Here is a 23,604-nt window from a genome sequence, read left to right as displayed (position 1 = left end):
TCGATGTTCTGATACTACCATACTATGATGTTTTGATTTAATGATATTATGAATCCAACATCATAGCATCACAGCATTAGATCATTATCGCATTGAAGCATTACAGCATCAAAAAAATAGCATTAAAAAATGGAAAATTTTTACGAAAATATAGACGATTATCTGAATGGAGTGCTCTCCAAAGAGGATCAGGCCGCCTTTGAAAAGACGCTGGAAGAACAGCCGGAGTTGAGGGCTGAACTGGAGCTTTACCGCGAGATCGAAAGCACTTTGGCGGCGGATTTTCAACACGAGCAGGAAAATGCTGCGGTGAAAGCAACCCTGACCTCGGAAAGCAAAGCATTTTTTGCGGAAGAAAAGAAAGAAGCAAAAGTGATCACCCTTCAGCGCAGTCAGTGGATCAGAAGTATTGCGGTGGCGGCGGCCGTAGTACTGGTCATCGTATTTGCCTGGCCTTATCTTAAGCCTTCGGCATCCCTTCAATACGCTGACCTTGCCCATCATCCTAAAGCTTCCTTTACAGAAATGGGCGGAACGGAAGAATGGCTCCCTCAGGCTGAAAAAGCCTTTAATGCAGGAAATTACGCCGGGGCGATACAGCCATTACAAACTTACCTTTTAGCACACGACGAGAACACACAAGCCTGGTTTTACCTCGGCATTTGCCTGCTGGAAACCAATGAATATGACAAAGCCGGAACTTTATTTCAGCAAATAAGTACCTCGGATACGGCCTATAAAACGGAAGCTGTCTGGTACCTTGCACTTACGGCATTAAAAAAAGGAGATACAAAAACCTGTAAGGATTACCTGATGCAAATTCCCGAAGGGAGCGGACATTACGCAGAGGCGCAGAAAGCGCTGAAGAAATTGGATTGAGGGATAGGTTAATATTGGACTAAGACTGTTTTCCAATAAATTTCACCTTTTTTTTCAGATCAGGATGGTCGTTGAGAAACCCCGTGTAGAGCTGATTACTGGCCGCGAAGATGATCTTTTTGCCGAAGGATCCAGGGGTTTTGAAAGTCAGGGTGACCAGTCTTAAAAACAGGAATTTATGTTCTTCGATTGATTCAATATTGTGCCAGGGGTAACGGAAGTGTCTGAGGTAATTAGTAATAAAAACGAATTGATCATCCATTTCCACCCGCTTGAGCTTCATCAAAGTAAAATACAGGATCACCACCCCAGAAAGGTAGAAAAAGGCAGATCCGAGCCGCAGATAGTTTCCTGGAATCTCACCGTACATCGGCCGGTTGGCCACAAATACAGCTATGGTGAATGCCCCAAAAAAGACGATCCAGAATATAGGGAAAAACAACCGGTAAAAAAGCGTTGCGTTGGTAGATACTCTTTCCATGAATAGGTTTTTGTTTATTGGTTTTAAAGGGCAATGTGGCCAGAATCCATTTTAGTTTTCTGATGCCATTTCCTTTTCATTTTTTTTCTCGACCCTCCAGGAAACAAAAATACTCAGTTCATATAAAATATAAAGCGGAATACCGATCAAAAACTGGGTGAGTACATCGGGTGGCGTTATGATGGCCGCCAGCATGAGGATGCCGATGATCGAATGCCTGCGGTATTGGCGCATGATTCCGGGGGTGATCAATCCTACTTTGGAAAGGAAATACACCACGATGGGCAATTCGAAGATCAACCCTGCCGGAGCAGTAAACATCACCATGTAACTGATAACCGATGACAGGGTTGGAATGTTGTTGACACCGGGAAGGACGAAATTCCCCAGGAAGTTGATCGCAAAAGGCGCGATAATAAAATATCCGAACAATACGCCTGTAAAAAATAATGCAGAACAAATGATAACAATGCCCTGGGTGACTTTTCTTTCTTTATCGTAAAGTCCCGGACTGATAAATCTCCAGAATTGATAAAAAACGTATGGGAAGGCTACGAAAAACCCAGCAATAAAAGCCACCTTGATACTCGTAATAAAAGGTTCGGCAAACCCAATTGCCTGGATACCCAAATCAGGAGGGCTAAAACATAAGGTTCCCGAAGCGCCTATCATTTCCGAAAAATGGCAAAACATCCGGTAGGAAAAAAAATCCTTGTTAAAAGGCCCCAATATGACCGATTCGAATAACCACCCTTTAACCAAAAATAAGGCGATCCCCAAAGTAACAATTACGCCCAGGGAACGTATTATGCGCCAGCGCAATTCCTCCAAATGCTCAAGGAAGCTCATTTCAGGTCCATGTCCTTCCTCAGCAAATTCTTTGTCGACATCTATTTGATCCAGCGCCATTTTGTTTTTTTTAGAACTGATCTTTTCACTCATTTTTAATGCATTGGATACTCCAACGTTTCAGGAGTTTAAATAATCAAGCACAAAAGTAGAAATTTTTTTTGTCGCAATGGTTACTTTTAGACATTCTCACATTATTAGTATGTGCCGGATCAAAAAAGCACCGGGTTAAATACCAAAACCCGCCAACTGTTTCAAAACAAATAGTGGATTCCCATTCAGGGTATTCGCATTTCCACCGCGTATTTTAGTTTTTTATTCGATCGAAAGACAACCTTTCGAAAAGTTATTTTTTTGCCTTATTTCTTTCCGTAACCAATGCTTTATGCAGGGGTTCACGGGAGGCAACCAACCTATTGCTTAAATTTAAAAACGACTAAACCATGTCTATTCCAAAAGAACCCAGGCAGTTGATGATCAACCTCATGTACATCGTCCTTACCGCCATCCTTGCCCTGAACGTCTCGGCTGAAATACTGAATGCCTTTCATACCATTGACGAAAGTATGGAAGAGAGCAGCGAGGTGGTCAATCGCTCGAACCAGCAAATTTACCAGGCCATCAAAACCCAGGCGGAGGCATATACCCGATTTGAACCCTACCGGGAAAAAGCTGATGCCATTCTTACCCTTACCGAAACTTTTTATGACTATGTAGAACAATTGAAACAAAACCTGGTCCGGGAAGCGGGTGGCCTGGATGAATCCGGACAAGCGGTTCGTAAAACGGATAAAGATATCCCTACCCGCATACTTGTCAATGAAGGCCGGGGCGAGGAATTAAAACAAAAAGTGATCGAAGCCCGGAATGACCTCCTGCAGCTGCTTGATGAGGAGGAACGCACCGTTTTGAAAAACGCCATTCCGCTGAATCTTAAAAAGGTTCCCATAGATTCAGAAAAAAAGAACTGGGCCCAGTTCACCTTTCAGCAAATGCCCGTAGCGGCTGTTCTGCCTATTCTCAGCAAATTTCAACAGGATATTCGCATTTCCGAAACCGTACTGCTGAATTACTTTCTCGGCAAAACAGGCATTGAGATCAATAAACCAGATGCTTTCGTCCCCATCATTTCCATGGAAAAAAGTTACCTCACCAGCGGGGAAACTTTCAATGGGGAGATCAGCCTGGCGGCATACAGTTCCTCTTCCGACAATATTGCTATATGGGTCGATGGGCAACCCTATGAGGTGGCCAACGGTAAAGCCATTTTTAGCCGCCCCGTAGGATCTTCTGGCACTCATACGCATCATGTAAAGGTGGAACTGAGCAACCCGGTCACCGGTGAAAAAGAAGTTTTCAAAAAGGATTTTTCCTATGAAGTGGGTACCAGGTCGGTCACCGTTTCCGCCGATAAAATGAATGTCCTGTATATCGGCGTGGACAACCCCATTTCCATTTCCGCGGCCGGCATTTCAAGCGGTTCAATTCGCGTGAACGCCAGTGGCACCCAAATTACCCGGACAGCTGGTAATAAATACAGGGCCAACCCAAGTCATACAGGAACAGCCGTGATCAGCGTCTCCGGGGATGGCATGGCACCGGTCACCTTTGAGTATCGCGTCAAACGCATTCCTGACCCCGTCGCACAACTCGGCCGCCGCAAAGGCGGACAATTAAGCGCCGGGGAAATGCGTGTCCAGGAAGGCCTTATCCCCGTTTTGGAAGGCTTTGATTTTGATGCCCGCTGCAATATCGTCTCCTTTGAAGTGGTTCGCGTACCCAAAAACGACGATGCCAAAGTCGCCGATAACCAGGGGGGTAAATTTCAACCCAGGGCCCTTGATATCGTTCAGCAGGCAAGGTCCAACGACATCTATTATTTTGATGACATCCGCGTGAAATGCCCGGGGGACGAACATACCCGTAACATCAGCGGCCTGATCTTCAAAATCAAATAGCGGTTAAAACTTCAATAATTCATTAATTTTCAAACCATTAAAAAATGAAAAAAATTCTTTTGCTTATCCCTGTTATCTTTTTTGTTCAATCTGTACTTGCACAAAATAAAACTGAATCGTATGCTCCTCCACTGGACGGCATTGTGGACAGGAGTAAACTAAACCCCGCAAGAGCTTTAGCCTATCCTCCTGCCCGGCCGGCAGATATTTTATGGGAGAAACGCATCTGGAGAGTGATTGACACCCGGGAGAAGATCAACCTGCCCTTTCGTTATCCAAAGCAATATTTGTTCAACCTGTTGGAAGAAGGCATCCGTTCGGGGGCGCTGACGGCTTACGATACAGAAGATGATCAGTTTACGACCCCCATTACCCCAAAAGACCTTTTTGACCAACTCTACCGGAAAGATACCGTCGATATTATCGACCCTGTGACGGGAAAAATTACGCCCCGGGAAGTGGTCAATGCACTGGATCCTGAGGACATTAAATGTTACCGCCTCAAAGAGATATGGTATTTCGATAACAATGCCTCTACGTTGAAAGTCAGGATTCTAGGCATCGCTCCGATACTGGAAGTGGAAAGAGAAAACAGTGGCATCCGGTATGAAAAACCCCTTTTCTGGATTTATTATCCCCATGCAAGGGATTACCTTTCCCAATTCCAGGTCTTTAATTCCCAAAATGATTTTGGAAACAGGACGTGGGAAGACCTCCTGGAAATGCGGATGTTTTCGAGCTATATCATGAAAGAATCCAATGTTCATGACCGGCGACTGGCAGGCTACCTCTCCGGTGTGGATTTACTCCTGGAAGGAGACAGAATTCAACAGGAAATTTTCAATTACGAACAGGATTTATGGTCGTACTAGTTGCTGGTTGCTGGTTGCTCGTTGCTGGTTACTAGTTACTTGTTGCTCGTTGCTGGTTACTTGTTACTTGTTGCTGGTTACTTGTTGACTAGTTATTGACGAGTGACGAGTAACCAGAAAAATTTACGCGGTTTCGACGCCTTTCTGCCCTCGGGTAGGAGGGCGTTATTTTAACCAGCATCCAGCACGAGATGACACCTTTTGCGTTTTCGCAATGCCCGCCCGACGAAGAAAGTCACCTCGGGCAACCAGTAACCAGCAACAAGCCATCCAGCAACCAGCAAAGCATCACGCCAAATCCGCCAGATCACGCTGAAAAGCAGAAGGATAGCCTCCGGCATTGATTTTGGCTTTCAGGCTAAGCGCTTCGGCTTTAGTCGCAAAAGCCCCGACCACCACCTTGTACACGGTTTTTCCGTTCAATTCATTGATGTTCACAATGACAGCCTCCCCGAATTTTTTCTGCAACTTCTCCACCTCGATCAGTACGTTACCGTATTCGTAAAAAGCGCCTATCTGGACTCCCCAGCCTTTAGGTTCCTGTTTCTTTACATCAAACCGGAACAACCCGCGTCCGCTGGTCACCGGTGCGCTGACTTCAACGACAGGAGGGGCTACGCTATCCATCATACGGATGGCTTCGGCCACTGCCTTATCTGCATTGACACGACCGTAACCGTATTTGGTGGAATGCCCGTTGGAGTATTCCCATGAAGGGCCGATCTTGTCGGCCGTCTTTTGCAAAATGTCTTTCACCTGTTTGGCCGTGAGGTCAGGGTTGGCCGTGAGGATCAATGCACAAATTCCCGCTACCAGGGGCGTAGCACTGGAAGTTCCCCCAAAATGTTTGTACTGGTTGCCCCGGGAACGACCATCGGTCCAGAACTTGAAATTTCCCGTTTCTTCGGGCCATCCCTGGTCCCACCAGGCTCTCGCCGCAATGATGGGCCAATCTCCGTTGGACGGGGCACAAACCGATACTTCTTTGCCGCGGTTTGAATAATAGGCATATTCATCCTGGCTCGTACTCGCTGCCACACAAATCACATCCGGATGTGCGGCATAATAGTTTACATAGTCGAGATTATCATTGCCGGCGGCAAATAAAATCACACAACCCTTTCCATTTCGCCCTTTCCGGGCTGCCTTGGCAATGGCCTCTTCCTTCATCAGGTTCAGCTGAAAACGGGAATCCGTCGTCCCCCAGCTGCAGCTGATGATATCCGCTCCTTTATCTATACAATAGTCAAACATCCGCTCCGTATCGCGGATATCAAAAGAAGTTCCGTTGATCGGCATAAACCGTGCCCCCGGAGCCGCCCCGACGATACCGTTTCCATTATTGGCCGCTATGGCCACACTGGCACAAGGGGTGCCATGGGAATACCCCTGGTTCTGCGGAAGATTTGTTGATTGACTGAGGATGTCATAAGGTTTATAAACCTTACTGGTCAGGTCAGGATGCGTAACATCAAAACCATTATCGATCACCGCCACCACCACATTATTGCTTCCAACGCTCGACAACCGGTTCCATGCATCCACCACCTTGGCGTCGGCTCCCGTTTTTATATTGTAGCTCACATCCGGAAGGTGGCCTGAATTTTTGAGATGCCATTGGTGAGGGATCAACTGGTCCTGGGGAGGCGAAAAGTATTCATCCATAGGTACATCGATATCCGGTTCAGCCATTTCGACCATTGAAATCGTTTGCAAGGCACTGGCTACTTTCAAGGGGTTGGACGATTGAGGCGTGACTTTGGCAACCACCCGCTGCTTGCTGCGGCGTTCCACCAATTCAAGCTTGTACTCCTCCAGCACCATCTGCTGCTCGCCTTCACTTACCCCGTCCCGAAACGCTATAAAAATCTCCCCTGTCGCAATGACAGGCTTGTTGCTTCCTTCGGCAAAATATACGTGTGTCCCCACTTCCACCACATTCTCTTCCCTCACCTCATCCAGTTTGGCATCGACCCCCATCTCATCGGTTTTCAGGGAAACCACGTTAAATCCGCCAAGGCTGGGTATCACTTCCTTGTCCACAAATTCCTGGTCTTTTGTTTCCACCGATTCATGGGTTTTCAAACCCACAAGGCTCGTGCTCTTTTCAAGGATGAGTTTTCCTTTACCTGATTTTACTGCTATTTTACTCATGAGGATGAATTTTTAGATGATACTAAATTTTTCCTTTGGGGCATACCCTGCGGGTCGCTATGTTCCAGGGCTCACTATCGTTCGGCCTGCTCCCGAATAACTCGGGATGGTCTGGTGCTGTCGCACCACCCTTTCACAGCGCTATGCCGGGAGATCTTTACAAACTGAAAGATCAACTTCATTCATGCCACCGCTTTCAAAGATAACCATTAATAGGGAAAATTATTTCAAAATATGAACGTCTACCCAATAAATCCCCATTTTTCAGGCATCGCCCCTGATCTACCAACACAGCATGTCGTCGGACATTAAGTTAGCCATATTTTCTCTATAGCCTATTCGATAGGTTATGATCAGTCTCGTAGAGACGGTACCTTCTGAGCCAGATACGATAGTGTCCTGGCTCAGAAGATTAAATTTGTTTCAGCTCCTGGAACCAGGATCACAGCATCAAAACATCAAATCCTCGCAGCATCCTTGATTTCCCTGGATTTTTTGATGGCCTCGCTAATATCTTTGAAAATCATATCCTTTTCCATCACGGAGAACAAACCATTTTTTTCAAAATCCAATAAAAGGCTTTCACTCACCCCGGAAAGTATCACATGGATGTTTCGTGAATTATAGGTTTTGATGATCTCTTTCAGTCCCTGGAAGCCGGTCGCATCAATCAACGGCACATACCGCATCCTGATAATTACGGTATCCGGTTTAATATTGGTATTCATGATGGTCTCCTGGAATTGCCGGGCAGCTCCGAAAAACAAAGGGCCGTTAATTTCATAGATCAGCACATCCCTGGGCAGCTCTTTCAGCTCATTGTCAAATAAATACTCCGCATTCCGGCTATCTGTAGTAATGGCTTCAACATTGACGGACTCACTCATGCGCTTCATAAACATAAAACTGGAAAGCACAATGCCAATTTCTATCGCAATGACCAGGTCAAAAAATACGGTCAGAAAAAAAGTGGTCAGCAGGATGATAATGTCCATCCGGTTACCCTTCAGCAAAGACCTGAATTGTTGCCATTCACTCATATTATAAGCGACCACGATCAGGATCCCTGCCAGACAGGAGAGCGGGATGAGTTTTGCATAAGAGGCAAAAAGGATCATGATAGCAAATAACACCAGGGCATGCGTAATTCCGGCGATGGGCGTTCTGCCTCCGTTTTTGACATTGGTGGCCGTTCTGGCAATAGCCCCCGTTACGGGAATCCCTCCAAAAATGGCAGACACTATATTTGCCCCGCCCTGTGCGACCAATTCCATATTCGAACGATGTCTTCCCCCGATCATACCATCCGCCACAACTGCCGAAAGCAGGGATTCCATAGCCCCTAATAGCGCAATGGCAAAAGCAGGTTGTATAAGTGATTTAAGGGTTTCGTAGTCAACGTGAGGAATAACCGGCAAAGTAAAGTGATTGGATATTTCACCGAATTTGCTTTCAATGGTTTCAACGGGCAGATTAAAAAAGGTAACCGCTAAAGTCGAGAGCAGGATGGCGACAATTGATCCCGGTATTTTAGGGGTTATTTTTTTGAAATAAATGGTTACTAAAATGGTAAGGGTACTGATGACCAGGGCATACCAGTTCACTTTGGCATAAGAAGAAAAATAAAGGCTCCATTTTTCTATGAAATCAGCGGGTACTTTTGCCAGTCCCAACCCTAAAAAATCATTGACCTGTGAGGAAAAAATAATGAGGGCGATCCCACTGGTAAACCCAACGATGAGGGAATAAGGGATGTATTTTAGCAAATTCCCCATCCGGGCAAGGCCCAGCCCGATAATGATAAAACCCGCCATAAAGGTGGCGATGGTCAACCCATTGACCCCGTACTCCTGCACAATGCCGTAAACGATCACAATAAAAGCACCGGTCGGCCCGCCGATTTGTACCCTGCTCCCTCCAAAAGTGGAAATGATGATCCCCGCAATGATGGCGGTGATCAACCCCTTTTCCGGGGAAACTCCGGAGGCAATGGCAAAAGCAATGGCCAAAGGCAGCGCTACAATACCTACGATCAATCCTGAAACCAAGTCCTTTACAAGCTGTTCTTTAGTGATCCCTTCTTTGAGAATCGTAAACAATTTTGGAATGAATTCCTTGTTCATGTTTTTTTATGGTAGCCATCAGGATATAGGAAGAATAAGTTTTTCATGTCAGTGAATAAACTTAGGAAAGACGATAAATTTCCTGAATGTCTTCCAGTATTTTTCTGAAGTCAATTTTTAAATCTATTAATTTACCTGAATGAATGTCAAATACCCAGCCATGAACCGTCAGCCCTCTTTCGTTATAGGATTTTTGGACTTTAGCGGTTTTGAGTACATTGATACACTGCTCCTGGACATTTAATTCTACCAGTCGCTTATATCTTTCTTCTTCGTCTTCAATAGCATTCAATTCCTTTTTATGAATCCGATAAACATCTCTTATATTTCTCAACCACGAATTCAGCAAGCCCAAATCTTCGGATTGCATGGCCGCCTTCACCCCTCCGCAATAATAGTGGCCACATACCACAATATGGCTTACATTTAAAAAAGTTACCGCATAATCAATGACAGACATGGCACTTAAATCTGTGTTGGGCACCAGGTTGGCAATGTTCCGGTGAACAAATGCCTCTCCGGGGGAAATCCCCATAAGTTCTTCCGCAGATACCCGGCTGTCTGAACACCCGATGTAAAGAATGTCAGGGTTTTGTCCTTTGGATAAATTTTTAAAGTATTCAGCATCGAGATTCAGCTTATCCTTTACCCATTCCTGGTTATTTTTAAAAATCTGGTCAATATTCATATCTCTATTTTATGTTAAGTCTTGTTTTACTACCGGAAACGTACGGGTACCGAATGCTCTAGGTTTTAACGATTGTTGTTTCAATATGGTTCACCAGGGTTCAAAACAACAACCTGAAATCGACCGAAGGGAGATTCTCGTGCACGCAGTGCCGGGGCAACCCTGAAACAACCTGAAACAACCTAAACTACCCGTTCAATCCTTCTTCCATTTCCATTAAAATCTTAACAGAATTATCAAAAGTCTCCTCCATCGCCGCGGAATTATCCATTCCGGCATACAGGGCAATTTCACAATTTTTGATCACCTTCATGAAATCATCGATCAGGGTATCCTTTATTTTAAGCGAATGCAGCTGGTTGAGCAGGTTTTCTTTAGTCAGTTCAGAAAAAGGAATATGAAGCTTATCGCACACATATCCGAACATGGCCCGTGAAATTTCATCGTAAAAGGAGGCTGTCTTTCCGGTTGCTTTGAGTGCTTCGGCTGTTTCAAGCCGTTTGAGTGCCAGCTTCCTGGCTCTTTTTCGCTTAAGATCCAAAGGATCAATATTGGCTTTTTTGTCTTCTATGCGCTTAAGTATAAAAGCACCCAAAAAGGCCGATAAAGGGAGGATGATGAGTATCCAGAAAAGCAGGGATTTAAAAAAAGGATTGTTGTTCTTTTTCAAAATAGCGACGGCCTCTATGGGACGAAGGTCTTTGGTTTCCTGCTTTACTTCTGGCAGGGCGACGTTTCCTTTTTTATGTTTCCCCTGGGTGACGGAGATGGAATACGTTTTGTCGTAAAGGGATACATATTTGGCACTATCCACATCAAAATAACTGAAGGTGGGTTTAATGTCATAGGTACCGGGTTGATTGGGAACAAAGATATATTCAAAAGTCTTCTCATTGAGCATAAGTCCATCCGGGCCCATAATACTGTTCTCATTGGCGAGGCTGGGGTCATATTGCTCAAAATCTCCCGGCAATTGAAGCTCCGGGGCATGGATACGTTTGATATCCCCGGTACCTGTTATGGTGAATGTCAAGGAAACGGCATCGTCAGTGCTCAGGCTGGATTTATCTATTTGGGTCCTTATTTGAAATTTACCAACCGAGCCATTAAAGTCTGGCGGCGCATCCGAAGGGAGGGGTTTAATGAGAATATCGACGGGTTCAGAGCTTTCTGTTTCATAGGCAACGCTGCGCCGGAAAAATCCGCTTTGTCCGGTGACGATACTCAGTTGCAAAACAAAAGGATCAATGGTAAAGGTACCCGTTCTTTGTGGAAAGAGCACCATCTTTTTTATGATCCTGCTTTCATACTGCTGCCCATTGATGATCTCACGAATATTCCGCAGGTCTGTATTGCGAACATTCTGGGCAAAAAAAGCAGTGTAATCAGATTCTTCGAGGATGGAAATATTGGCAATTTGAATATTGGAAAAGAAAAGTTTGTAGACGAGCGGGAGTTGTTGTCCTTCCCAGATTTCCGTAGCCGCAGGCTCAGCTTTGATAAAAACAGCCTTATCCTTCTCCACTGCACCTTTTTTACCCGCGACCACTTCAATGGTAAAGGGCTCGGATTTTAAGACTTTGCCATTGACCATGATGGACGCAGCTCCAATAGTAAGGCGGCCAACGGCCTTGGGGATTAACCCGTAAATAAAAGAAACCTCCTGGGTCATCTTACCATTGATAATGGTAGTGCTCATTGATTGTGAAGGTCCGGAAACGACCTTGAAATTATTGAAAGCAGGCGGTTTAAAATTGGATCCCTCTCCGTTTTCAAGGGTAAAACTTACCTCGAAATAAGCATCCTTCAGAATCTGCCGGGCATCAGAAAAAGCTTTGAAGGTAGCCGGCTGAGCCATCAACAGCACTGGCAGACAAAACAGTACAATAATAGTTAAAAATCTGATCCTCATCTTCTTGCTGGTTCAATTGAACTTTTTTCTTTACCCTAAATCAAGTATACCCGTTACCAACCGGCAATGCCTATAATCTTGTCGTTTTTCTCTTGCTCTTGCTTTTTTCCATTTCCCTGCGTTCCGGGCTATTTAAATTTGGCGCAGGAGGAAAGGTCATGTCAAACTCCTGAAAAAAGGAATTGTGACTTTTATCCTCTTCGATTTCCTGACGAATACCCTCAGGATTGTCTAAAATAAAAACTTCGTAAGGCATCGTTTCAAAAACCTCTCCATCTACCATTATGCTGGCCGGTTCGATAAAGTACCGGCCGATCTCTTTGGGTTCAAGGTAAAAGAAATAAGAACTTGTCTGGGACATTTCTCCGTTAACGATGCTCATGCGTGAGGACATCATCTGACCGCTGGCCATCTGAAAGGATGCAAAATCAGGCGGCAGAAAATTTTCCCCTTGTCCGTTTTCCAGGGTAAAGGTAACTTTAAATCGATTGCCAAAGTAAACAGAATCCGAACTTACTGAAACACTAAAGCTCGGTTCCTCTGACTGGCTAAATCCGTCCAGGGAAAATAGTCCGGCCAGCAATATCACTATTAAATATTTTCTTTTCATCTGTTCTATTTTGAATTAAAAATACTCCGATATAATGATACGAAGATGTTTTAATGCTACGATGCTGCAATAATGCTGCTGCGATCAAAATATCATAGAATCAAAACATCGTAGTATTGTAGTATCATAGCATCAGAAAATTACCAATCTTTTTTCGAATTACAAGCCTTTGACTGGGCTTTTCGAAGTTTTTCAAGTACTTTTTGTTCCTCATCATCCATCACTTCCAGCAATCTGCGAGCTTCTTCCTTGTTGAGATCCTTGGTCTGTTCTTCCTGGCCTTGTTGGTTTTGGGAATCCTGGTTCTCCTGCTGATCCTGTTGCTGGTCCTGCTGTTGCTGATCCTGTTGATCCTGCTGTTGCTGATCCTGTTGATCCTGCTGTTGTTGGTCTTGCTGATCCTGCTGGTCTTGTTGCTGTTGGTCCTGATCCTGTTTTTTATCCTGATCCTGTTCGTCCTGATCCTGCTGTTGTTGCTGTTGTTGTTGCTGCTGCTGGATCATTTGCGCTTTGGCCAGGTTGAGTTTGGTCTCCAGGTCTTTTGGATTGGCTCTCAGCGCATTTTTGTAGGCGTCAATGCTTTTTTCATAATCCTCCGTTTGGAAATAAGCATTCCCGAGATTGTGCCAGGCGCGGGAACGCGTTTCATTATTATTAGCCTGGTTGATGGCATTTTCATATTGTTTGATGGCATCTTTGTATCGTTCCTGCTGGTAAATTGAATTGCCGAGGTTATAGTTTCCACGACTTGTTTTTTCTTTTTCCAGCGACTTTCTGTACGTTTCTTCCGCAGTGGAATAGTCTTCTGATTTATAGGCTTTGTTGCCTTCCCTCAGGAGGGTATGTCCTGTTTGGGCCTGGGCGAAAAAAGGAACGATAAGCAGAAAGAATAAAATATTAAAATGCTTCATGGCTGATTTTCTCCAAATTTTGGTGTACTGGTTAACTGAATAAATCCCTGGAGGCCAGGTATTTGTTCTTACGGTATGAAAGCAGGAACTCTGCCAGTAAAAAGACGATTGCCAAACCGACAAACCATTGGAAATAGCTTTCATATTCATTGAACACCCGTTGTTCAAACTCTTGTTTTTCAATGGCATCAATATGTTCCTGGAGGGATTCGGCCACTTTTTCCGAACCGGCAGCGAGGTTGAAATACACTCCTCCTCCTGCATCGGCCACATTTTTGAGCATCTCCTCATTCAACTGCGAACGAACAGGGTTGCCGCTTTCATCCCTTTTGAAATCTGACCGCCCCTGAACCTGTATAGGAATGAAGGCTCCGTCACTAGAACCAACACCTACCGTATAAATCAATAAACCGTCATCGTGGGCGGCTTTGGCACTTTCAATGGCATTGCCGTCATGGTCTTCTCCGTCTGATATGATAATGAGTGCTTTATGGTTTTTATTGTCCTCTTTGAAGGAACGGGCCGAAACGTCGATAGCTTCTCCAATGGCCGTACCCTGCGAAGGCGCCATCCCCGGGTCCGCGGTGGAGATAAACATTTCCGCGAAAGCATAATCAGCGGTAAGGGGGACCTGCATGTAAGCGTTACATGCAAAAAAAACAGCCCCTACATTATCGCCCTTGACATTATCGATCAAATCCTGGGCAAATTTACGGGCCCGCAATAACCGGCTGGGGGTTACATCCTGAGCCAGCATACTCTCGGAGATGTCGAGGGCAATAAACAGATCAATTCCTTTCCTGTTGACCTTCTCTTTTTTGGTGCCCCATTGCGGATTGGCCCAGGCCACCACAAGGGAGGCAATACAAAGAGATAACAACAAAAACTTCAGCTCGTGTTTGTACCTGGACCGCTCAGGCATCAACCGATCCATCAGCCGGGAGTCTCCGAACCTTTGTATGGCCTTTTTACGGTAACGCTGAGCGATAAAAAAGAAAACAGCCAGCAATGGGATCAATGCCAGAAAAAATAAATACGTACTATGTTCGAATCGAAACATCTTTTGTTTTTTCCTTCTTTATGGTATAGTTCTCAAAACGGTATATCTTAAAAACACCTCGAGTGCCAGGAAGATCAAACCGATAATGACAAACCAGTAAAATTCTTCACTGTATCGTTTAATTACCGTGACGTCTATTTCGGTTTTTTCCAGCTGATCAATGGTATCGTAAATGTTGATCAGGCTCGCCTCATCGGTAGCCCGGTAATATTTCCCTCCCGTCATCTGGGCGATCTGGGTGAGCAGGGCTTCGTCAATCTCCACCCTGACCATATTAAAAACATACCGACCATCTCTTCTTCTTGCACTGGGAGCCATTGTCTGCCCTGTGGAACCCACCCCGATGGTATAAACTTTCACCCCGAATTCCTGGGCGACCTGTGCTGCCTGGAGCGGAGCCACATACCCTGTATTGTTGACTCCGTCGGTCAATAAAATAACAATTTTACTTTTAACGGGGCTGTCTTTGATCCTGTTTACGGCAGTGGCCAGCCCCATGCCAATGGCTGTTCCGTCTTCCAGGATGCCACATTCGAGGGAAGCAAGGAATTGCTGCACCACGTCATGATCAGTCGTCAGCGGGCATTGGGTGAAAGCCTCCCCTGCAAAAACGACAAGGCCTACCCGGTCATAAGCGCGTTTGGCGATAAAATCCCTTCCCACCCGTTTACTGGCTTCGAGTCTGTTGGGATCAAAGTCCTGGGCCAGCATACTACTCGATAAATCTATGGCCATCATGATGTCGATGCCCTCTGCTTTGATGTCTTCCTCCCTGAGGCTTTTTTGTGGCCGGGCCAATGCAATGACCAGCGCAATGAAGGCCAGGGCCCGCAAAATGGGCAAAATAACCTGAAGCCGTCCCCTAATAGAGCTGGCGGAAAAATTGTCCATCGCCGGCATCCTCATACTGGCATACCTTTTGGTTAACTGGCGAATGTACCAGAATACCAGTAAAGGAACCAGCAGGAGCAGGCTCAGAAAGTAGGGATGAACAAAATTAATATGGCTAAAAAAATCAATCATGAGTCGAGTTTCCTGTATCTGTGGATACTTTATTTTCGGTATTTTCTTCAGATTCGTTTAGGCGGGCTGCAGTAGCCTGGATAAAACGGGTAATGTTTTGAAAAGCCTGGTCATGCACTTCCAAAGGAGGTTCCGATTTGGCAAATTTTACCAGGTCTGCAGTTTGGAGAATATTCCTGAGCTCATTCGTTACCTGTGGGTCAATATCCGCATTTTTCAGGGCGGATATAATTTCATCGGATGTGGATTCCAGGGCCCGAATCTCAAATCGGTTTTCAAGGTATTCACGCAGGATGAAAGTCAACTGGCTCTGGAATAATTTGATCTCTCCATTTTGCCATAATTCGGCCTCGTTGAGTTTCTCCAGTTTTTTTAAAGCGATGACATGAGCAGGTAGCCTTTTTTTCTCAAATTCGGCAAAGGCCTCTTTTTTCTGGTTCCTCTTGATGATAAACCAAATCAGCCCGGCGAACAAAAACAAAGCGAGCCCGGTGAGTATATAGGGAAGAAAATCTCTTAGCGTAACCGGCTCCTCTATAATATTTTTGATCGGTTGAAGCTCTGTGGCTTCCGTTACATCAAAAGTTTTGACCTCCAGCATCAAGGTAGGAGCGTAAACACTTCCCTCCTTTCCGTCTTTTACATAAGGAATCCTGATTTGCGGAAGATTATAAACGCCTTCGGTAAACGAAGTGATGGTGATCTTTTGCTGAATCAGCCGGCCCGATGGTGATTTTTTGACTTCTTGCTGGTTACTTATCTTTAAGATCTCAATGGCCTTCAGCGTGTCGAGAGCAGTAATGTCGGCATTTTGTAATTCGACGGTCTTGTCACAGGTGATGGTCAGTGTTATGTTAATCTGGTCACCGATGAGCATAGAAGTAGAGTCCAGTGCTGCGCTAACGCTCACCTGTGCCGTCACCTTTAGCACCCCCAAAAACAAAAACAATAATGTCAATATTTTTTTCATGGACGTTGTATCAATTTAGCGGTTGTTCAAAAAATTAAACACGCTTTCTCAATTTATGGGCTTTGATAAAAATAAATTGACCTATTTGCCGCCGTCTCGCCCCGTTCCTAAAGAGGTTAATTTATTTTCAAAGCGTTTCTATGCTGTTGGTTGTCCTGTTTTTTTCGTGCTTATTTTGTCCGCCTCTTGAAGAATTTCAGCAGTTCATTTACATAGTCATCCTCAGAATTGATGGAGACAAAATCAGCACTGGTTTTCACAAAAGCCTCCCGGCTGTATTCCCGGTAATCTTTAAACTGTTTGAGATATTCCGCATTCACTGTAGCTGAAGCCGTATCCAGCCATTTAATTTTACCACTTTCGGCATCTTCGACCCTTAAAAGCCCCACATTGGGCAATTCCAGCTCCCTGGGGTCGGTAAGTTGTATGCCAATGATATCGTGCTTTCGTGCGGCAATCCTCAACGCCTGTTCATAATCTTTGTCCAGAAAATCTGACAACAGGAAGCAAATGCTTCGCTTTTTCACTACATTATTAAAATACTCCAGTGTTTTGCCAATGTCGGTACCGCGCCCCTGGGGCTTGAAGTCGATCAGTTCCCGGATGATTCTCAGGATATGGCTTCTGCCCTTTTTGGGAGGGATGTATTTTTCGATACGGTTGGAAAAAAAGATCACTCCTACCTTATCGTTATTGTTGATCGCTGAAAAAGCCAGAATGGCACAAATCTCTGTGAGAATTTCGTTCTTGAACTGATTCTTGGTACCGAAAAAAGCGGATCGGCTCATATCAATGAGCAACATAACCGTCAATTCCCGTTCTTCCTCGAAAATTTTGACATAAGGATCGCCGGTACGCGCCGTCACATTCCAGTCAATATTCCGGACATCATCCCCGTATTGATAACTTCTCACCTCGCTGAAAGACATTCCCCGGCCTTTAAAAGCACTGTGGTACTCCCCTGAAAAGATATGCCTGCTGATGCCTTTGGTCTTGATCTCAATTTTGCGCACCTTTTTGAGCAGCTCAATCGTGGGATCCTCCTGTTCATTCATCCCGGGTTCGTCACGGGCCGATTCTTCCATTCGCCTGCGCCACAGGAAATAGAAAAACCCTCCTCCGACCAAAAGGATGAATCCAACAACGGTTAATATGACGATGAATGAAGTACTCAAAATTTAAAATTTATCATTTAATATTGCTTAAGGAACTATAAAAAAAATGACATCCATAATCTTGTAAATCACTGTAAATCAGCACTTTTACATTTTACATTTATCATTTTACATTTCCCTAAGGCACTTCAACAGTATCGAGGATCTTATTGATAATATCTTCCTGAGTGATATTTTCGGCTTCAGCCTCATAAGTCAGTCCGATACGGTGACGCATCACATCATGACATACGTTTCGCACATCTTCCGGGATGACATATCCGCGGCGTTTCAGGAAGGCATAAGCTTTGGCGGCCAGCGCCAGGTTGATGCTCGCCCGTGGCGATCCTCCATAGTTGATCAGTAATTCCAGATGTTTAAGTCCATATTCCCCGGGATTTCTGGAAGCGAAAACGATGTCGAGGATGTATTGTTCGATCTTTTCATCCATATATATTTTACGGACGGATTCCCTTGCCTTGATGATCTCTGCCGGTTTGACCACCGGGTTAACTTTGCCAAAACCGTCAAGAGAGAGGTTTCGTCTTACGATCTCTCTTTCTTCTTCCTGATTAGGATAGCCCACTTTAACCTTGAGCATAAAACGATCCACCTGTGCCTCCGGCAGCGGGTAGGTTCCTTCCTGTTCAATGGGGTTTTGAGTGGCCAAAACCAAAAAAGGCTCCTCCAGCAAAAAAGTATCCGAGCCGATGGTCACCTGGCGTTCCTGCATGGCTTCAAGCAAGGCGCTTTGAACTTTTGCGGGAGCCCTGTTGATCTCATCAGCCAGAATGAAATTGGCGAAAATGGGACCTTTACGTACCGAAAAATCATTTTTCCCCGGGTTGTAGATCATCGTACCAATGATATCGGCAGGAAGAAGGTCAGGGGTGAATTGTATTCTACTGTACTTGGCATCAATGGCGCTCGAAAGGGTTTTAATGGCAAGGGTCTTGGCCAACCCCGGCAGCCCCTCTAAAAGGACATGGCCCCTGGTAAGCAAACCGAGCATTAGCCGCTCGATCATACTGTCCTGACCTACAATGACCTTACTGGTCTCATGGTTTATTTTTTCAACTATCGCACTGTCTGCGTAGATTTGTTGATTGAGAGCTTCTATGTCAACGTGCATCGTATCTTGTTTGTATTTTTTAGAAAACACGCAAAGTTGTCATTTTTTTTCTATTTAACACAATTCAGGAAGCCTTCATCCCCCCTGCATTAACAAACCATTAAACTATTTAACAGTATTTAACGTTTTTAGGAAATGTCATGACGAGACCCTTTGACATAAATTGAAAAAAGACCACTTTATGCATTTCCCCGGAGGGTATTCGGACACTCTGCATTAAACACCTAAAAGATGAAATCCGGCTTTCTCATTTCGTAGGGCTTATTTTTAACATTTTACTTTATTGAAAATGAGTACTTTTGCGCGGATTTTTGAATGAAAATAAAATTTGGAATCACCTTTTAACTAAATCTAACCATGAAGCAGCTAAATCTATTGCTTTTCATCATGCTCTTAAGTTTTTCATCCTTTGCCCAATGGCAGGGAGGAGACGCAGCAAAAAATTTCCAAAAGGGCCCTACGATAAAAGGCAAAATTACCGGAACGGTCGTCGATACAATGAGTCAGACAGGCATTGAATTTGCTACACTGGTTTTAGTCAATACCAAAAGCGGAGAACAGATAGACGGAGGTATTACCGATGATAAGGGGCAGTTTAAATTACAGGATATCAACATGGGGAATTACCAGTTATATGTCTCATTCCTCGGATATACCAGCAAAATAATTCAGAATGTTGAATTGACTCCAGAACATCCCGATGTGAGGATGGACGATATTTTTCTAGCCGCGGATGGATTGACCCTCGACGAAGTCACTGTTACAGGAGAAGCGGGCCTTTTCGAAAACAAGATCGATAAAATGGTGTACAATGCGGATAAGGATGTGACTTCGGCAGGAGGTGATGCGGCAGATGTATTGCGTAAGGTGCCTATGCTCGTGGTCGATTTTGACGGAAATGTGCAGTTGAGAGGATCTTCCAACATACGGGTGCTGATCAATGGCAAGCCTTCCAATTTCTTTTCAGAAAATCTGGCAGATGCTCTAAAAACTATCCCTGCAGATCAGATAAAATCCGTTGAAGTCATCACCCAGCCTTCTGCCAAATACGACGGAGAAGGTACGGCGGGCATCATCAATATCATTACCAAGAAAAAAGACGTCCAGGGATTTACCGGCTCTTTTGACGGTTCTGTTGGCACACGACAAAACCGTGGAACCCTCAATCTTTCCGCAGCAAAAGGAAGGTTCGGCATTAATACCAACCTTGGTACCTGGTATTCGTGGCCACGGGAAGCGATCACGACTTTTCACCGCGAAGATATCATCGACGGACAAACAAGGGTGTTGGATCAGGAAGGTACTACAGAAACCTCCTTTTATGGCCCGAATGCCTCCCTCGGAGCTTTTTACGATTTTAACGCTTACAATACCTTGTCCACCTCTTTTTCTTTGCGGGCTCACGCAGGTGGCCGTGACGGAGTGACCAATGCTTTATTCGACGATCCCATCGCCGGAATCCACCAGGAATATTCCCGCGACAATAAAAGCAACTCTATTCGGGGCGGTTTTGACTGGACGACGGATTACCGCAAAACCTTCAAGCAGCCTGAGAAAGAACTGACTTTCGCCATCCAGCTCAGTGGCTCCAAAGGCGACACCAAAAACGAGATAGATCAGTCAGATGATCTGGGCAGTAACACCGATCTTATTTTCAAGGAAAACCAGGACAATAAGAGTTTGAACCTGGAGACGACCCTGCAACTGGATTACGTACATCCCCTGAGTGCAAAAATAAAGCTGGAAACAGGAGCAAAAAGCGTTTTTCGTAAGATCACCAGTACCTATGATTTTGAAAATTACGACTTTTTAACCCAGGAATTTGTACCGGATTATCTGCGTTCAGACGTATTTAATTACGAGCAGGATGTCTATGCCGGGTATGCGTCCTTCAATGTAAAATTGGGTGAAAATTACGGAATGGTGGCCGGCGCGCGCTACGAGCATACAGGAATCAGCGGAAATGTCGATTCCGGAGAGACGGAACCATTCAGCGAAGGGTATGAAAATGTTTTGCCCAGCATCGTATTCAGCCGCAAGCTCAAAAATTTCAGCATGCTGAAGCTGAGTTTTGCCCAGCGCATCCAACGCCCCGGGTTGAGAAACATCAACCCTTTCGTGGATCAATCCGACAATCGTAATATCTCTTACGGAAACCCTGCTTTGAAGCCGGAAGTGACCAACCAGGTCGAACTGGGTTACAATACCATGGTCAAAGGAGTAATGCTCAATGGTTCCCTGTACTACCGTTACACTACTGACATCATTGAAAATTTCCTCGATATTAACGATGATGGCGTTTCTGTTACTACCTACAAGAATATTGGAACGAACAGTTCCGTTGGGTTCAATTTTTTCACTTCCATGACCATCGCCAAAATTTGGTCCATCCGTGGAGGAGGGAACATTTCAACTTACAATGCCGAAGGCACCATCAATGGCGTTGAGTTGAGCCAACAAGCAATCCTGTGGAACGCGAACCTCAATTCCACCTTATCCTTCAAAAAAGGCTTTAAGGTGGAAGCATTCGGCTTTTTCCGCCCGAAAAGCAGAACCATCCAGGGATATAATTCCTCCTTCAGCATGTTCAGCGTAGGAGCGAAAAAAGAATTCTGGGACAAACGTGCCAGCCTGGGCATCACCATTGTTGAGCCGTTCAGCAAATACAAATCATTCCCTTCCGAACTCGTCGGTGAAAATTTCAGCCAGAAAAGTGATTACAAACTGCCTTTCCGTTCATTCGGCATCAGTTTCAGCTACCGCTTTGGCAAGCTGGACTTCAAACAGAAAAGAGTGAACAGCAAGATCAATAATGATGATCAGAAAGAAGCTGGAGGTAACGATAATATGTAGTATCTAACATCTAAAGAAATACGGTAAAGCCACTCGGGCACGAATAATTTTTAAATCCTATTCGCGCCCGAGTGGCTTTTTTTTAAAATGGCTATACCTTTGAGATAAATTGTTAACCGGGCAGCATCCGGCAAAACGCCTGAAAAAAAGGAAAATGCAACAACTCAAAGACAAATACCTTCAAAGAAGTACCACTTTCCGGGATACCGCAAAGGCACTCAATGCCCGATACGGCAGATTCTCCTACGCACGCCTGGCGTTTTTTATCGTTGCTGTCGCAGCCATTATTTTCATTTGGTCGCTGAATTACCTTTGGGGAATCGGGATACTGGCCCTGCTCTTTTTTCTTTTTTATCGGTTTGTTCAGTGGCACCAGGCCATTAAAACCAGTGCATTACACCAAGACCGTCTCGCTCTCATCAATGAACAGGAGGCCGGGGTGATCGACCATCAATTCGGCGTTTTTGCTTCAGGAAAAGAATTTCTCGACCCTCAGCATCCTTACGCACTGGATCTCGATCTTTTCGGAGACTTTTCTTTTTTTCAATATTGCAATCGAACCACCTCTCTCATTGGCAGAAGGAAACTGGCGGATTTCCTGCTAAACCGCGTTCCCAAAATCATGATCGAACAACGCCATGAGGCCGTGAAGGAATTGTCGGCAAAACTGGAATGGCGTCAGCATTTTCAGGCTTACGGACAAGAAACAAAAGACGATCCCGTTCACCTACTGGCGTTGGAACAATGGCTAAAAGACGAGCCTTTTGTATCCAAAACACCCTGGCTAAAAGCAGCATTGTACCTGGCTCCGCTATGGTTTCTCGCCGGAGTGCTGATGTGGATATTTGTTTTTTCCTGGCAATTATTTTTGGTGTGGATGCTGCCGATCGCGTTTATTTTAAAAACAACCCTGGAAAAAGTGAACGATACCCACCGGCGAACCACTCATGCCGAAGGAATGCTCGGCCATTACTCAAAACTGATCCAACACATTGAATCGGGCACTTTCGAGGCGCCTTACCTGCAAAGTTTACAAAGTGCCTTTGTCGAAAGTAATGTATTGGCTTCCGGCAGAATCGCCAGGCTCTCTTATATCATTAGCCAGTTGAATGTCCGGTACAATGCTTTTGCTATTGTATTAAACCTATCCGCCATTTGGGATTTGCAATGGGTCTATCAACTGGAAAAATGGAAGAAAGAAGAAAAGGCCCGCCTGCCCGGATGGTTCGAATCCCTGGCTACTTTTGAAGCCTTGTGCAGTTTTGGGAATTTGTATCACAACAATCCGTCCTGGACCTTCCCGGCAGTCGGGGATTTCAGTGAATTCGTGGCGGTTGACCTCGGCCATCCCCTCATCTCAGCGGCGGAGCGTGTCTGCAACGATATCAACATTCCGCTCGATGGCCATATCAAACTGGTGACCGGCTCCAATATGGCCGGAAAGAGTACTTTTTTGCGCACGGTAGGCCTGAATATCGTGCTTGGACATGCCGGGGCTCCGGTTTGCGCCAAAAAGATGACCCTTCCGCAAATGACCGTTTACACCAGCATGCGCACCCAGGATGCCCTACACGAAAGTACTTCTTCGTTTTACGCCGAACTTAAAAGACTGAAGCTGATCATCGAAGCGGTGGAGGAACAGGCCAACCTTCCGGAGGGATCCCTTGAAAAGCAACACGTGTTTTTCCTGCTGGATGAAATCCTCAAAGGTACCAACTCTGTCGATCGTCATACCGGCTCAAAAGCCCTCATTCGGCAACTCATTGAAAGCAAAGGCTCTGGCATCATCGCCACACACGACCTCGAACTTGGAGGGCTTGAAAAAAACTACGATGGACGTATAGAAAATCTCTGCATCGAGGTAGAGATCAAAGACGGACAACTTCACTTTGACTATAAACTAAAAAAAGGCGTGAGTAAAAGCTTCAATGCCACCCTGCTGATGCAGAATATGGGCATTAAGATTGTGGAATGA

General features: G+C 45.1%; 18 protein-coding genes. 5 read left to right on the top strand and 13 right to left on the bottom strand.

Going from position 1 to position 23,604, the window contains the following annotated elements; genetic code table 11:
- The first annotated feature begins 129 nt into the window (after positions 1-129).
- A complete protein-coding gene (locus H6571_15165) occupies positions 130-879 on the top strand; it encodes a tetratricopeptide repeat protein (GenBank protein MCB9325078.1) in 750 nt (249 codons plus the stop codon).
- Between the two features lie 19 nt (positions 880-898).
- Here the strand turns inward: H6571_15165 and H6571_15160 are convergent, their stop codons facing one another.
- Both H6571_15160 and tatC read right to left on the bottom strand, forming a co-directional pair.
- The gene (locus tag H6571_15160; protein ID MCB9325077.1) at positions 899-1,360 is read right to left on the bottom strand and encodes a hypothetical protein; all 462 of its coding nucleotides are present in this window, start codon (positions 1,358-1,360) and stop codon (positions 899-901) included.
- A 51-nt stretch (positions 1,361-1,411) separates the two neighbouring features.
- Positions 1,412-2,269: a twin-arginine translocase subunit TatC gene (tatC, locus tag H6571_15155; protein MCB9325076.1), complete on the bottom strand. Its 858-nt coding sequence runs from the start codon at positions 2,267-2,269 to the stop codon at positions 1,412-1,414.
- A 383-nt stretch (positions 2,270-2,652) separates the two neighbouring features.
- Here tatC and gldM point away from each other — a divergent pair, with 383 nt between their 5' ends.
- Positions 2,653-4,167, top strand: a complete 1,515-nt coding sequence (gene gldM, locus H6571_15150) for a gliding motility protein GldM (GenBank protein ID MCB9325075.1) — start codon at positions 2,653-2,655, stop codon at positions 4,165-4,167.
- 44 nt (positions 4,168-4,211) lie between these two features.
- Positions 4,212-5,039: a gliding motility protein GldN gene (gene gldN, locus H6571_15145; GenBank protein ID MCB9325074.1), complete on the top strand. Its 828-nt coding sequence runs from the start codon at positions 4,212-4,214 to the stop codon at positions 5,037-5,039.
- Between the two features lie 288 nt (positions 5,040-5,327).
- Here gldN and H6571_15140 read toward each other — a convergent pair whose 3' ends face one another.
- The 11 genes from H6571_15140 to H6571_15090 all read right to left on the bottom strand — a co-directional run bounded on the left by H6571_15140 (position 5,328) and on the right by H6571_15090 (position 18,776).
- Entirely contained in the window at positions 5,328-7,193 is a 1,866-nt protein-coding gene (locus tag H6571_15140) for a S8 family serine peptidase (protein ID MCB9325073.1), read from the bottom strand.
- A 458-nt stretch (positions 7,194-7,651) separates the two neighbouring features.
- Positions 7,652-9,316: an STAS domain-containing protein gene (locus H6571_15135; protein ID MCB9325072.1), complete on the bottom strand. Its 1,665-nt coding sequence runs from the start codon at positions 9,314-9,316 to the stop codon at positions 7,652-7,654.
- A gap of 61 nt (positions 9,317-9,377) precedes the next feature.
- Entirely contained in the window at positions 9,378-10,004 is a 627-nt protein-coding gene (locus H6571_15130) for a carbonic anhydrase (protein MCB9325071.1), read from the bottom strand.
- A gap of 187 nt (positions 10,005-10,191) precedes the next feature.
- Positions 10,192-11,916: a protein BatD gene (locus H6571_15125; GenBank protein ID MCB9325070.1), complete on the bottom strand. Its 1,725-nt coding sequence runs from the start codon at positions 11,914-11,916 to the stop codon at positions 10,192-10,194.
- 70 nt (positions 11,917-11,986) lie between these two features.
- Positions 11,987-12,526 (bottom strand): BatD family protein, encoded by a 540-nt coding sequence (locus H6571_15120; GenBank protein MCB9325069.1) that lies wholly within the window; start codon positions 12,524-12,526, stop codon positions 11,987-11,989.
- A gap of 140 nt (positions 12,527-12,666) precedes the next feature.
- Positions 12,667-13,437, bottom strand: coding sequence for a tetratricopeptide repeat protein (locus H6571_15115; protein ID MCB9325068.1), 771 nt, complete (start codon positions 13,435-13,437; stop codon positions 12,667-12,669).
- Positions 13,438-13,468: 31 nt separating this feature from the next.
- Complete coding sequence (locus H6571_15110; protein ID MCB9325067.1) at positions 13,469-14,497, bottom strand: VWA domain-containing protein; 1,029 nt, start codon at positions 14,495-14,497, stop codon at positions 13,469-13,471.
- Positions 14,498-14,515: 18 nt separating this feature from the next.
- A complete protein-coding gene (locus tag H6571_15105; protein ID MCB9325066.1) occupies positions 14,516-15,520 on the bottom strand; it encodes a VWA domain-containing protein in 1,005 nt (334 codons plus the stop codon).
- On the bottom strand, positions 15,513-16,490 hold the full coding sequence (locus tag H6571_15100; GenBank protein ID MCB9325065.1) for a hypothetical protein: 978 nt from the start codon (positions 16,488-16,490) through the stop codon (positions 15,513-15,515). The genes H6571_15105 and H6571_15100 overlap by 8 nt, the downstream gene beginning before the upstream one ends.
- 170 nt (positions 16,491-16,660) lie before the next feature.
- Positions 16,661-17,545, bottom strand: a complete 885-nt coding sequence (locus H6571_15095) for a DUF58 domain-containing protein (protein ID MCB9325064.1) — start codon at positions 17,543-17,545, stop codon at positions 16,661-16,663.
- A 238-nt stretch (positions 17,546-17,783) separates the two neighbouring features.
- Positions 17,784-18,776, bottom strand: coding sequence for a MoxR family ATPase (locus tag H6571_15090; protein ID MCB9325063.1), 993 nt, complete (start codon positions 18,774-18,776; stop codon positions 17,784-17,786).
- Positions 18,777-19,133: 357 nt separating this feature from the next.
- Here H6571_15090 and H6571_15085 point away from each other — a divergent pair, with 357 nt between their 5' ends.
- Together H6571_15085 and H6571_15080 are read left to right on the top strand one after the other, a co-directional pair.
- Positions 19,134-21,629 carry a TonB-dependent receptor gene (locus H6571_15085; GenBank protein ID MCB9325062.1) on the top strand — a complete coding sequence of 832 codons (2,496 nt, stop codon included), beginning with the start codon at positions 19,134-19,136 and terminating at the stop codon, positions 21,627-21,629.
- A gap of 154 nt (positions 21,630-21,783) precedes the next feature.
- Positions 21,784-23,604 (top strand): hypothetical protein, encoded by a 1,821-nt coding sequence (locus H6571_15080; protein MCB9325061.1) that lies wholly within the window; start codon positions 21,784-21,786, stop codon positions 23,602-23,604.

It is taken from the genome of Lewinellaceae bacterium (assembly GCA_020636105.1).
Taxonomy (GTDB): domain Bacteria; phylum Bacteroidota; class Bacteroidia; order Chitinophagales; family Saprospiraceae; genus BCD1.
Note: the sequence above shows the minus strand (reverse complement) of the source record. Positions and strands in the feature narration are given on the sequence as shown.

Bases quoted from the DNA above. Each gene is read 5' to 3' on its own strand.
- H6571_15165 (MCB9325078.1), top strand. From the start codon at position 130: ATGGAAAATTTTTACGAAAATATAGACGATTATCTGAATGGAGTGCTC.
- H6571_15160 (MCB9325077.1), bottom strand. From the start codon at position 1,360: ATGGAAAGAGTATCTACCAACGCAACGCTTTTTTACCGGTTGTTTTTC.
- tatC (MCB9325076.1), bottom strand. From the start codon at position 2,269: ATGGCGCTGGATCAAATAGATGTCGACAAAGAATTTGCTGAGGAAGGA.
- gldM (MCB9325075.1), top strand. From the start codon at position 2,653: ATGTCTATTCCAAAAGAACCCAGGCAGTTGATGATCAACCTCATGTAC.
- gldN (MCB9325074.1), top strand. From the start codon at position 4,212: ATGAAAAAAATTCTTTTGCTTATCCCTGTTATCTTTTTTGTTCAATCT.
- H6571_15140 (MCB9325073.1), bottom strand. From the start codon at position 7,193: ATGAGTAAAATAGCAGTAAAATCAGGTAAAGGAAAACTCATCCTTGAA.
- H6571_15135 (MCB9325072.1), bottom strand. From the start codon at position 9,316: ATGAACAAGGAATTCATTCCAAAATTGTTTACGATTCTCAAAGAAGGG.
- H6571_15130 (MCB9325071.1), bottom strand. From the start codon at position 10,004: ATGAATATTGACCAGATTTTTAAAAATAACCAGGAATGGGTAAAGGAT.
- H6571_15125 (MCB9325070.1), bottom strand. From the start codon at position 11,916: ATGAGGATCAGATTTTTAACTATTATTGTACTGTTTTGTCTGCCAGTG.
- H6571_15120 (MCB9325069.1), bottom strand. From the start codon at position 12,526: ATGAAAAGAAAATATTTAATAGTGATATTGCTGGCCGGACTATTTTCC.
- H6571_15115 (MCB9325068.1), bottom strand. From the start codon at position 13,437: ATGAAGCATTTTAATATTTTATTCTTTCTGCTTATCGTTCCTTTTTTC.
- H6571_15110 (MCB9325067.1), bottom strand. From the start codon at position 14,497: ATGTTTCGATTCGAACATAGTACGTATTTATTTTTTCTGGCATTGATC.
- H6571_15105 (MCB9325066.1), bottom strand. From the start codon at position 15,520: ATGATTGATTTTTTTAGCCATATTAATTTTGTTCATCCCTACTTTCTG.
- H6571_15100 (MCB9325065.1), bottom strand. From the start codon at position 16,490: ATGAAAAAAATATTGACATTATTGTTTTTGTTTTTGGGGGTGCTAAAG.
- H6571_15095 (MCB9325064.1), bottom strand. From the start codon at position 17,545: ATGAATGAACAGGAGGATCCCACGATTGAGCTGCTCAAAAAGGTGCGC.
- H6571_15090 (MCB9325063.1), bottom strand. From the start codon at position 18,776: ATGCACGTTGACATAGAAGCTCTCAATCAACAAATCTACGCAGACAGT.
- H6571_15085 (MCB9325062.1), top strand. From the start codon at position 19,134: ATGAAGCAGCTAAATCTATTGCTTTTCATCATGCTCTTAAGTTTTTCA.
- H6571_15080 (MCB9325061.1), top strand. From the start codon at position 21,784: ATGCAACAACTCAAAGACAAATACCTTCAAAGAAGTACCACTTTCCGG.